The sequence below is a fragment of the Pseudoalteromonas mucoides genome (assembly GCF_049257175.1).
Lineage (GTDB): Bacteria > Pseudomonadota > Gammaproteobacteria > Enterobacterales > Alteromonadaceae > Pseudoalteromonas.
The window spans coordinates 40,109-52,522 of the sequence record NZ_JBMMUC010000001.1 but is presented as its reverse complement, the minus strand read 5'-3'; the positions used below and the strand labels follow the sequence as shown (position 1 = coordinate 52,522).

General features: G+C 39.3%; 8 protein-coding genes. 3 read left to right on the top strand and 5 right to left on the bottom strand.

Going from position 1 to position 12,414, the window contains the following annotated elements; translation table 11 throughout:
• Positions 1–84: 84 nt before the first annotated feature.
• The 3 genes from AAEU30_RS00215 to AAEU30_RS00205 form a co-directional block, all read right to left on the bottom strand.
• A complete protein-coding gene (locus tag AAEU30_RS00215) occupies positions 85–1,068 on the bottom strand; it encodes a patatin-like phospholipase family protein (protein WP_421958741.1) in 984 nt (327 codons plus the stop codon).
• Positions 1,069–1,248: 180 nt separating this feature from the next.
• Complete coding sequence (locus AAEU30_RS00210) at positions 1,249–2,247, bottom strand: LLM class flavin-dependent oxidoreductase (protein ID WP_421958740.1); 999 nt, start codon at positions 2,245–2,247, stop codon at positions 1,249–1,251.
• Between the two features lie 66 nt (positions 2,248–2,313).
• On the bottom strand, positions 2,314–3,081 hold the full coding sequence (locus tag AAEU30_RS00205; RefSeq protein ID WP_421958739.1) for a siderophore-interacting protein: 768 nt from the start codon (positions 3,079–3,081) through the stop codon (positions 2,314–2,316).
• A gap of 109 nt (positions 3,082–3,190) precedes the next feature.
• Between AAEU30_RS00205 and AAEU30_RS00200 the strand changes: the two genes are divergently transcribed.
• From AAEU30_RS00200 to AAEU30_RS00190, 3 genes are all read left to right on the top strand, one after another.
• Positions 3,191–3,619, top strand: a complete 429-nt coding sequence (locus AAEU30_RS00200) for a MarR family winged helix-turn-helix transcriptional regulator (RefSeq protein ID WP_421958738.1) — start codon at positions 3,191–3,193, stop codon at positions 3,617–3,619.
• Positions 3,620–3,715: 96 nt separating this feature from the next.
• The gene (locus AAEU30_RS00195) at positions 3,716–4,129 is read left to right on the top strand and encodes a LexA family protein (protein ID WP_421958737.1); all 414 of its coding nucleotides are present in this window, start codon (positions 3,716–3,718) and stop codon (positions 4,127–4,129) included.
• Entirely contained in the window at positions 4,117–5,379 is a 1,263-nt protein-coding gene (locus tag AAEU30_RS00190; protein ID WP_421958736.1) for a Y-family DNA polymerase, read from the top strand. Before AAEU30_RS00195 ends, AAEU30_RS00190 begins: the two co-directional genes overlap by 13 nt.
• Here AAEU30_RS00190 and AAEU30_RS00185 read toward each other — a convergent pair.
• Together AAEU30_RS00185 and AAEU30_RS00180 are read right to left on the bottom strand one after the other, a co-directional pair.
• The gene (locus AAEU30_RS00185) at positions 5,374–5,841 is read right to left on the bottom strand and encodes a hypothetical protein (protein ID WP_421958735.1); all 468 of its coding nucleotides are present in this window, start codon (positions 5,839–5,841) and stop codon (positions 5,374–5,376) included. The two genes, AAEU30_RS00190 and AAEU30_RS00185, sit on opposite strands and share 6 nt — an antisense overlap.
• 147 nt (positions 5,842–5,988) lie before the next feature.
• Positions 5,989–12,276 carry a M4 family metallopeptidase gene (locus AAEU30_RS00180; protein ID WP_421958734.1) on the bottom strand — a complete coding sequence of 2,096 codons (6,288 nt, stop codon included), beginning with the start codon at positions 12,274–12,276 and terminating at the stop codon, positions 5,989–5,991.
• Positions 12,277–12,414: the final 138 nt, after the last annotated feature.

Below are 12,414 nucleotides of genomic sequence, written 5' to 3'. Positions count from 1 at the left end.
TAGGTTGTATATTAGACAGTTGATGAGGTGGCTGACAAAGAAAAAGATATAAAAATAAGTAGGAAAACTGTATTACGGGCTGTGTTACCCGTAATACTTTTGCTGTGTTTTATTAGAGTCATATTGGTCACTGAGGTAGTGATTACCCGCAGCGAGCCCTAGCTTGTAATCATTGCGTAAATCTGCATCAGTACTGCCGAGTAATTTACTGTTTAATTTGCTTCGTGCAAAAATCTGAATCACTTGGAGATCTTCAGGCGGATTTTCCATGAAGTTTAGTTCTTCTAAATATGCTTGTTCGTGTTGTAGCAAATAATCGAGTGATTTAGGACAATAACCTGATGCACACACAAATGTTTTAAGCTTATTCACCCAAGCCGATTGTACTGGCAAGCTGGCATCCACTGTTCGAATAACAACAATTTTGCGCGCACCTCGGTTGTAAGCCTCTCTTACAGGCAGCGGCGCAGCTAAACCACCATCTAAAAAGAAGTCATCGTCGGCTAAAGCACATGTACTGCATTCAGCCTCTTCGTTTGCAGCTGTTTTATCAAGCCAAGGTGTTAATCTAACGCCTTGTTTATATAAAAATGGTAACGCACTTGATGCCTTTAATAGCTCTCGCCATTGCTTTCCCTCACCAGTTGGAGTTAAAAAGTATGGCTTTCTATCCCGTGCGTTTGTTGCTGTGATCAATAGCTCTCTTTTACCTAGGCTGGTTTTAGCCGTTTTAAAATCAAGTGCACGGTTAAACTCTGTGGTTTTATCAAAGTACCAATCAAGATCAACAATACTTTTACCAAGTAACCCTCTTCCTAACTGAAAGAAACGCTTGTTACGAGATAACCCTCTAATAAGACGTTTAGCATAGCCTTTTTGGCGCGCTAAAAAGCTAGTCAGGTTTTGTGAGCCTGCTGATGTGCCAATAAAAAGGTCGAATGGGTCGTATTGGTGCTCAAGCCATGCATCTAGTACACCCGCGGTGAAAATTCCTCGTTGACCACCCCCTTCTGCGATCAATGCTGTTTTATTGAAAGTTTCTGTGGTTGTAAGGTCATGAGGTTTCACGGTGAGCCTTCCTTAAGTATGTTGCTTAGTTTATACCTTCATTCTAATGAGTTTTATTAAAACGTTAAAATTGATTATATAAATCGAATTGATTAATAAAACAGAACGGTAAACTGCTTGGTTTACCGCTGTTTTGATGTATAACTAGAGTAGCAAGCGCAAAATGTATACTCGCTTAATTTAGCTGCTTTTTAATGTGCTTAAGATTTCAAGAGCTCTGTGCCTGTCTTGGCTGTGGTATAGATCATTGGTAAATATGAACTCATCTACTCCAAGCTCTTTTACTATCATTTCGAGCTTATGTTTAATGGTCACAGGGCTGCCCACAACGGATAAACCTAAAAAGTTATCAACCTGTGCTTGCTCTTGCTCGCTCCAAAGTTCATCCATACTCGTAACCGGAGGCTTTAACCAAAGGGCATGGCCGCGTAATAGTGCCAGTACTCGTTGCTTTGACGTGGTTGCTAAGTGTTGTGCTTGCTGATCTGTATCTGCTGCAACAACAGGTAAACCAAGCATCACATAGGGTTTGTCTAATACTGCTGAGGGCTTAAACTCACGGCGGTACAAGGCGATCGCATCATATAAAAAACGCGGCGCAAAATGCCCTGCAAACGCATAAGGCAGGCCTTTTTTAGCCGCCAATTGGGCGCTATATAAACTAGAGCCGAGCAACCAAATGGGCACATTCGTGTTTTCGCCCGGTATAGCCCGTACTGGAGAGTCACCATCACTTGGGCCAAGTAATGATTGCAACTCGGTAACTTCATCGGCAAAATTTTCAGCTCTGCGCTCATCACGTCTAAGTGCTCGGCTTGTTATGTGGTCACTTCCTGGGGCGCGGCCTAAACCTAAATCAATACGCCCAGGGTATAAACTCTCAAGTGTACCAAATTGTTCCGCAACGATAAGTGGTGGGTGATTCGGTAACATTACGCCACCAGCACCTACACGGATATTACGTGTTTGCCCAGCGATATGCCCAATTAATACCGATGTTGCGGCACATACAATACCTGGCATATTGTGATGCTCAGCCATCCAAAAGCGATTAAAGCCTAATTCATCTGCTTGTTGTGCATACGCAACACTATTTGCCAGGGTTTGCGATACAGTTTCATGCTCTTTCATTGGGCTAAGCTCTAACAATGAAAAATGTATATTGTTAAGTACAGTCATAACACGCTCTATTTATATTCAATATAAGTATACAGTGGTGCCACAAGTGTATTTTTCAAATGCCGTTCAAGCATTTGATTGGTGCTGTTTTTCGACTTTCAAACCATCGGCTGTTATGCCTTGCTTCCAATAGGCTGAACAGACAATACTCTCGCGTTCAATCGAAAAACGTTCTCGTAAAAGGGTGTTTATTTCACGTATCAATGATGATTCAAGGGCCATAAAGACGAGTGGTTTGGTATGACTTTGGCCTAATTCGGTGATCACAGCATTGATTAAATCAGTGTGTGGTTGCTCACTAATAAGCCAATTAACGTGGTGTTTATTTTTGATTGTATCTAAGTCAATAATATCCTTCTTATCAGGTACATGAATAATAGCATTCACGGTAGCACTGGCTGGTAACTTCTGTAAGTAACCATTTATTGCATTAACAGAGGTTAAATCACCCAATAGTAGGTAGTCTGATTGACTAAAGTCTGAGAGCTTTTTAGGCCCAGGCCCTGCAATACCGACTTTATCACCCACTTTGGCATACTTAGCCCAATTAGTGGCAACTCCGCTGTGTTGATTAATAACAAAATCCAAGCTAATTGCACCGCTTTGTGAATCTATTTTACGTATTGTGTATGAGCGCATAACTGCCGGCTTATCAGCTTTTAGATCAAGTTCAACGTCGGTTTGTCCTTCATGAGGGAAAAGTACTTTGACATAAGCACCTTGTTGATCACGTGGGAAGTCATCAAACTCCTCAGAGCCAACTACAATACGCATTAAATGCGGCGCTATTTGTGTGGTACTGATCACGTGTGCACGACGTATTTTTTTACTCATGTTTGTCTCCAATTATTTAATAAAACAATGATTGTTTGCACAACGACCCACTGGTTGATAAAATCAACTATATACTTTTAATTGACTTTGTCAACTAACTAGGTGTTTTATGACACAACAAAATTTAGCCGCTACTTTATTTGCTCTTGCCCAGAGCTACCGCGTGACCGTACGAAATTCAATTAACGCTAACGAGTTAGGTATCAACGCATTACATGTGCGCTGCTTACACATTATTGCCCAAACGCCCGGTTGCACTGCAAACGATATTGTTCAGCAAACACAACGTGATAAAGCTCAAATAGCACGTTTGATCAAAGAGTTAATAAAGCTCGATTTAGTAACCAAATGCGCCGATGAAAACGACAAGCGCTGTTTTATCCTCTCGTTTACCACTGCGGGTGAGCAGTTATTACAAAAGCTGCATGCTGCGGAGCAAAGTGTTGATGCTTTACTATGCAAAGGGTTAGATCAGAGCCAGATTGATAATTTTTTGCATACAGCTAACACTATGATCAGCAATATAAAAAATGACTAAAATAGACCGTTTTCGCTTGCGATACTGATCTAACCCTTGGCATTTTAACTTGCCAAGCACTATACTGTACAAATATACAGTTAAGTGTGTTTTAGTATGCGTGTTATCCCTATTTATATCGAAGCTGGCGTATGTGGATTTGAATCCCCCGCAGCACAATACAAAGAATTAGGCCTATCGCTTGATCAATTATTAATAAAACATCCTGATGCTACGTTTATCGGTGTTGCCTCAGGAGAGTCAATGCAAGGGGTGGGTATTTTTGATGGCGATTTACTGTTAGTCGACAGAGTTGAAGACGCTAAAAATGGCGATGTGATTGTAGCCAATTTAAATGGCTTATTTGTGTGTAAGCTACTAGATAAAACTAACGCACAACTATTGTCAGCGTCCCCTGCTTATGGGCCTGTACAACTATCAGCCAATGATGAGTTTCAATTAGAAGGCGTTGTTACTCGCTCTATTCGCCTACATCGTTTAAGCCCTGAGCTACACCAATGTATGCCTTAGTCGATGCGGTGTCATTTTATGCCAGTGCCGAAAAGGTGTTCGACCCTGCAATTAGGCGAAAGCCCGTTGTTGTACTAACTAACAATGATGGCTGTGTGTGCGCAGTATGCCCGATTGCTCGTAAGTTAAATATTCCAAAATTTCAGCCGTACTTTAAAGTAAAGCATTTACTCGCTAAACATAACGTAATTATTCGCTCATCTAACTATGAGCTGTATGCCGACTTAAGCGACAAAATGATGAATGTGATCAGCCGTTTTTGTGATAACCAACATATCTATTCGATTGATGAATCATTTTTACACTTTAATGGCTTTGCGCCTTTAATTAAAGATTGGCATCAATATGGGCAAATGATACGCCATACAGTGTGGCAAGAAACCAAATTGCCTGTTGGTGTGGGCTTTGGCCCTACACCAACATTGGCTAAAGCCGCCAACCATGCCGCTAAAAAACTTAATGGCTTTAATGGCGTTGCGGTAATTGATGATGAGCGCTCGCGTAAACACATATTAAGTTTGATGGATGTTAGTGATGTGTGGGGCGTGGGTAGACGTATAGCAAAAAAGCTCAAGCTATTAAATATACACTCTGCGCTTGATTTAGCGCAGCAAGAGCCAAGGCGTATTAAACGCCAATTTAGTGTTGTGCTTGAACGTACTGTGAGTGAGTTAAATGGGATAAGCTGTTTAAATTGGGACGAAGTACGCCAAGATAAACGCGAGATATTTTCAACCCGTAGTTTTGGCAAGCGCTTAACTGACCCTATCGCGTTAAAAACAGCCCTTGTAAATCACTGTGTCGTGGTCGCAAAAAAACTGCGCCAGCAACGCTCAGTAACTAAACGATTACTATTATTTGTAGCCAGCTCCCCACATGAGCAGTATTACTATAAAAAATCATTAATTTATGACTTCACTGTACCCAGTGCTGATAGCCGTGTATTAGTCCATGCAGTAACTAGTTTGTTCGATCAGCTTTATCAACCAGGGGTGATGTTTTATAAATGTGGTGTCGGTGCACTCGAGCTAAACTCGGTGCAATTTCAACAAGCTGATTTATTTACTGTCTCAAAGGATAACATTAAATTGATGCAGTGCTTAGATACCATAAACCAGCGATACGGCAGTGATACACTCAGCCTTGCTAGCCAACAACAAACACAATCGTGGCATATGAAACGCGCGTTTTTATCGCCGCAATACACCACTCGATGGCATGCCTTACCTAAAATAACATGTGACTTATAGACGCTGTAGTTCAAAGATACATTCAACGTCTGTGTTTTCAATACTGTACTGTATTTTATGATCGGCTAAAAAGCGTAAAGTTTGACTGGTATCGAGGTTATCACTGTCATTCTCACAGCGGTTATGACGAAGCGTCATAGTGAGGCCTTCACTGGTGTATTTAAACTTGGTGGTCACTAAGCAAAAGTTAGGCACTTTATTTGTTTGTGTCCCATTGTGTAATGAGTTAAAAGTAATTAGACCACCCAAACGAAAACCTAAATCTGGCTTCGTGGTATCGAGCCACTGTAGTTCTCCAGAATCACAAAAAGCGGGATCACCAGATACCCGTTCATAACTACCAATTTTGCTGTTCAATAAACTTTCAAACTTAGTTTTGTTACTCGGTAACACTGTTTTTGCATTAATAGCACTGCTTACTAAAATGCAACTAAAGCAAAGTAGAAATTTATAATAACGCATTAAAAAACCTAGTTTTTAAGGATAGAACCAGCATAGCACATTCAGCTCTGAACTTTTTAAAAACAGTATGAAATTCTACCCTAAAAACAAAACCCCCTGCAATTTGCAAGGGGTTTTAACAATTTTAAAGGCACTTATAGATAGAGGTTATAGATGATAATTTATTGACCTTCTATATACTCCCATAGTTAAAAGTAATAAGAGTATGAAGGCAACAGAACCACCCCCACCTTTTTCACCGCCTTCGTTGCTAGGCTGTACAACCTGAGGCACGTTATTAACTGTAACAGTAACAGCTTGCTCAACCTCTTCTTCACCGTCAGAGACAATGACTTTAAATGCAAGCTCACTTGATTGACTCACGCTCGGGGCTGTGAACGTAAGTCTATTTGTATTTACATTTTCAAGTGCTACTTCAATACCTTTTGTTTGTACCCAAGCATATGTGAGTTCAGCTGACTCTTTGTCTGAAGCCGTTGCTGTAACAGTTACATCGGCAGCTTCATCAACAACAATGGTAGCATGGCTTAATTCAACACTTGGTAACTGGTTAACATGTAAAAAAGCTATTTCATAATCATGAGAAAATTGTTCATATCCATCAGAAATAATCAGACTAACAACCACATCAGCAGATTCCGTTAACTCACCAACATTGAGCATCACTTTTCCATTAGTGTCTGTTTCACTGATTGAAATTTGTGGATGATCAACATTCCAATCAAACGTTAAGTTATCACCATCAGGGTCAATAGCACCTGAAGCATCTAATTCAACGGCTGTTAATTCTTCAACACTTTGAGGAATTAAAGCATTTAACACGGGTGCTTTGTTCAGGCTTTCTTCTGCTAATTTCGCAACAACCTCAATTACCCCATTCACTTCGCCATCGAGGTCAAACTCACTACCATCAACAATAGTAAATGTAGCACAACCAGGACACGCTCGTTCATACACGTTACCAGAAAGTGTAGGTACAGATTGCCACCCCGTACTTGATAATACACGAACCTGTAGATGCGAGCTTAATAGTGAGTTAACGTGTTGAGGTATCCCAATTTCAGCACTATTTGCCATATTTGCAAGGGTGATATTTAAATTAACCAAATCACTCTTAGCTTGGAAGTGTGGCTCAACTATATCTAACTCAGTAAAGTATTCAGCTAAGATCTGTTCATCAATAGACATGTCGGCAATAGTACCGTTATCTGAGCTTTGCTTAATTGTACCTACAGATAAATGATTGAATTGATCAACACTCTGTACAAAGTCCCCCGATGCCAATATAGCAGTGTGAGTAAGTGCAGAGTTATCTAGGTAATCAGCAATACCATCTTTGTCACCGTCACCCATACCTTCTTCAAAATCAGGTATGCCATCACCATCATTATCAGCCTCACGATCATCAAATGTAACATCGTCTATCACTTGTAACTTAATAACTTTAGATACCACAACTTCATTATCAACTTTACCTGTCATTGACAGTTCAAAAAAGTCGCCATCAAGTGTACTTGGATCAAAATTAACAGTCCAACCAGACTCACTCGAAAGGTATTGAGCAAACGCAATATCTGAAGATACCTCAAGTTCAAGATCATACTGGGAAGTTGATGAAGGTAACCCTAAAACTTTAACTTCTGCAGAGAAATTATTTAATGACCGCTGCACTGTTTTATTGATTATTTTACCATTTTGACGCAAGTCTATTGTTAACGAAGGAGAAGCCTCCTCTTCCAAATATACCAACGTGCTGGTGTTGTTCTTATCAACAAAGACATGACTTCTGCCATTAAGCGTAATAACTGCAGGATTATCAGACGAAGGACGTTCTAACTCAACTTTGATGGGCCCATACAAATATGTTGAAAAGTAATAGTTTCGATTATTCATATTCAAAGAAAAGCTGGTATAAGTTGAAGGACTCTCACCATGGATGAACAAATCAACAACAATTTTACCACTTTGATATACTTGGGTATAAGGCTGAATACTCACTTCAGGATAAATACTAGCAATTAAATTACCGGTTGCACTATTGCCCGCACCATCAGTAACCGTAATAGGTACTTGTACATTACCTGTTCTAAACATAAAGCTACTGTCAATTTCTAACGAACTAATACCTGATGCAGCCTCATCAATTACATAGCTATTTGTAATAACATCTTTAAGCCCTACTAAGGTATTGCCATAAAAAGAAACAGAATATCCCTCTCGGATCGCTGGAGGTGTAGTATCAACAATCGTCACTGTTTGAATCGCAATTGTTTCGTTACCAACAAAATCGCGCGCTACCCAGCTTATTTGATGCTCACCTAAAGGAAATGCCGATCCATTTTGCATATACACATCCGGCTCTAAGCGCCCATTATCAGTCACCTCAGGCAAAAAGACATTTGGTACATAGGTATTTTCAGATGTGGCTTCAATAGTAATTGGTTCAAGGTTACCAAAAACGGGGGCTTGATTTTCACCTAAACTTGCATTATCCGGGTGGCTATCTTCGCTGTCATGTACACCGTCAGAATCACTGTCTGTGGCTCGAGGGTTAGTTTGAAGGTTAAACTCTTCTAAATTAGATAAGCCATCATAATCAATGTCAATAGTGGCATCGTATGGCTCGAGTACATTAAGGTCATTTTCATATTCCCAATAATCAGGAATACCATCCTCATCAGAGTCCACGCTAGTATCAAGTTCCGTAAACCATTTAAAGTTATCAAATGATACCCTCTGATAGTTCTGTGAAGTCTTTTCAAATTTAACTTTTACAATATTATATCCATCACCAACAGGTAATAATAAACGTGATGTAGAGTGTTCAGATTCAATGAAAGTGCCGTTCACACTGACTTCTAAAAGGTGGCTATAATTAGTTTGGTAGTCAAAGCTAATAAAACCAGAAGAAAAAATCCCCGCAATAGCAAAACCTGAAACACCTGTAGCATCATTCTGCGCTAGGATTAAACTCGCATTGCCATCAGTGAACCAATCTGTATTTCTTTCCCAGGTTCCTATATTCAAAGCAAGCTTAGTAAAATGATTCGGTAACCTTCCCTCTTCAAAACTTTCATTTAGCAGCTCAAAACGTTGAGGTGTCGATGTTGAGTCACTAGCACTACTTTGTGCATAAAACTCTTGGATGTTAGTGAAACTGTCGTTATCAAAATCAGAGTTCGCATCAGATGCATCAACCGGTAACAAGTTATGAGTAACTTCGTAAGCATCTGACATTTCATCGTTATCAGAATCACCAGATGTAGGGTTTGTACCTAAGTTAAACTCTTCAAGCGCTGACAAACCATCAAAGTCATGGTCAGACAGTGCATCTGTAGGGTCTAATCGATCAAGCCCGTACTTTAATTCCCAGTAATCTGGAAGTTGATCTTGATCGGTATCTGTTAGGTCACCTTCAGAATAATAAACAAAATTATCAAGCCAAACGGTATCTTCTCCAGTTGAGGCTGAACCATCTTTAGCATATTTAAACTCTAGTCGATGAAGGCCACTAGGAACATCAATAATGACTGTTGTAAACGAAGAGGAGTCTTGAGTTTGGCTGTTAAAAACGTTTACGCCATCAATAAAGACATATAGATGATCACAACATGACTCAGACTCTACCTTATAGTCGAACACTAAAATACCATTTGCAAATAAACCTGAAATATCAAAGCTACTAAATTGAGAGTCACCTATATCACCAGCTCGAATACTCTGCAGTCCATCCGTTGTATAATCATTAGTAAGAAACCAAGGAGCTGTTGAACCTTCCACTTGATTAAACCAAACAGGTAAAGTGGGTGATTCAAAGGAAGAGGTAATATTTAAAAGTTCAGGAAAAGAGCTTGAAAGTTGAGGATCAGTGCCTGAAAAATATTCTGATAAATTATCAAAACCATCATTATCTGGATCTTGAGTTGCATCTGAAGCATCATCAAGGTGCAGAGCATTATCATATTCCCAACCATCTGGCATTGTGTCGCCATCTGTGTCTGAGTTATTAGGAAGGCCATTATTTAAAAACTCAAGAAGGTTTGATAGCCCATCATGATCAAAGTCGAGGGCTGCATCTTCACTGCTATAAATATCAAGTCCATGCATTAACTCCCATGAGTCGGCAATACCATCTTCATCTGAGTCTAAAAAGTCACTACCAATATATATATTATCAATAAAAACTGCATCTTCTTCGCTTGAAAAAGAGCCATCTTTAACATAGGTAAACTTCAACGTATTAAAACCAGCAGAAACAGGTATTGATATTGTTTGCCAATCGAAAGTCCCTGATTCATGGACAACAATCTCATCATTCAAATAAACGTTTAAAAAGTCATACCCTGCCTCAGTTCTAAGCATGTAATTAAAGCTAACAAAGCGTTGTTCAGCCGTTACAAAGTTAAATTCAACACTGGTTTGATGCGAGTCATCGATGTCGTTATTGGTGAGAATAAAACCTTGTGAACCACCAACTTCTACTATCTGCCAAGGCGTTACGGAGTTTGAAGAAATAAATTCACTAGGTAACTGACCATCATCAAAGTTAAACACGGTTTCGTCAAGAACACTAGGAGTAGAATTTGCGTCAGATGGATCACTGCCCCCCAAAAATTCGATGACATTAACCCAAGTGTCACTATCTAAATCTAACTGCGCGTCAGTTGAATCAAGTGGGTTTAGCTCAAAAGATACTTCCCACCCATCAGGCATTTTATCTGAATCTGAATCAGCAATAAGTGGGTCGGTTAAATGAACGTTTAACTCATCATAGTCAGATAAATCATCCTCATCAGAATCTTGAGCATTAGGCAATGTATTTGCTTGGTACTCTTCTAGATTTGTTAAACCATCTTGGTCCAAATCGAGTGAAGCATCAGCATCAGTACTTGGATCTAAACCATACAAAAGCTCCCAGTTATCATCCATATAATCTGAGTCAGCATCAATAAACTGAATGTTATCGCAACTTATTCCGACATTTTGAAATGCAGTAATAACATCAACAGCCTTATACGATAAGTCAATTGCAGAGTTAATTGCACCGCAAGCGCCATCTATGAAATCAGTCGAGTTCACCCAATAGTTTTGGTTTGCATTGAGCATAATCTCAAATGCTTTACGGGGATCCCAGCCTTCGGTGTTAGACAATAAGTAAAATGCCCGATTAAAAACACCACTACTGTGGTGAACATCCATACCATAATAAAAATCACTTGCCCTATCTATCGAATAGCCATCAAGAGAAGGGGTTTCAAAATAGCGTAATGCTGGGGTCGCTATTGAAATGTCAGCACCAGAAAGCCAGTCAGTTTGTTCATGTAAAAAGTACTCAGCGGTTTCACCAGCCATATCAGAAAACGACTCATTAATACCTCCAGACTGATCGTAATATAAAAGATCAGAATTTTGACTAGTAAAACCATGACTAACTTCATGTGAAACAATATCTAGAGAGACTAAAGGGTGATATAAGTCAGATCCATCACCAAACGTCATAGCTTCACCATTCCAGGTGGCATTGTCCCAATTTTCACCATAGTGAACACGCATCAACAATTGAAAAGTTAATGGTGCAGTGTCATACCATTGTTGATACATATCAAAAACAGCAGTCCCAAAAGCATGTGCATCATTGAGTGGCGAGTAAGCACCATTAATCTCTTTATGTGTATTGCGCTCGCATGCAAATGAGAAAGCTTCAGATGGCTCAAAACCTGACTCCATAGAGACCGTTTTTACTTTTTCGTTTTCTAAAAAGCACACGTCGCCAACCTGAGTTATATCAAGCGCATCCAGGTCTGTTCCATATTCATATTGCCCGGTTTTTAAATTACCGCCAGGTCCAACGGCATGTGCAGATTTAATATTATTCCACTGCTTAAAAATCCGATAATCTAATTCACTGATAAGCGCCGTAGGCTTGCTCTCAATACCATCGGCATCAACTTGTAGCTCAATTAGTCTTACATAATGAGATTGTCCATTTTCAATAAAAATAAAACGCTCATTGCTAAGAACTTCAATCGGAGAATTTGTAGCTAACTTATTACTTTGTAATATAGTGGTTACCGCAATTGACTCATTAAATTCAGTATTTGATGTTTTCTTTAATGAAGCCTCATCAATATTTTTAGCAAAAAAACCACTAATATGTTGATTAGTTTGTTTTACTCGCACTTGCTGACCCCAAATAGGCACTTCAGCAAAATATTGTTGTAGCTTTTTATTTCGATCAATTTTTGAAAATTTAGCACTATCTAATTCGACAAAATATGAATTACCAGTAGATTGAATTGTTGAAGAACTTTGCGCTAACAAGGCCTTTACTTCTAAACTCGACGAAGTTGTAACACGTTGCGAAATCGCAGCATTACTACCAAAAGAGTTTAATAAGCTAAACGCAATTAGGCTTATTGAAAGTGGTTTATACATAACATTCCTATGTCGTATATTATTATTATTCAGTAGACGTTCATTTAACAAACAGCTAAAAATAACACAAAAAAGCGAAATTAGGTACGTGTTTTTTTTCAAATATAGATACATAAAGCCAAGAAAATAAGAGGAATG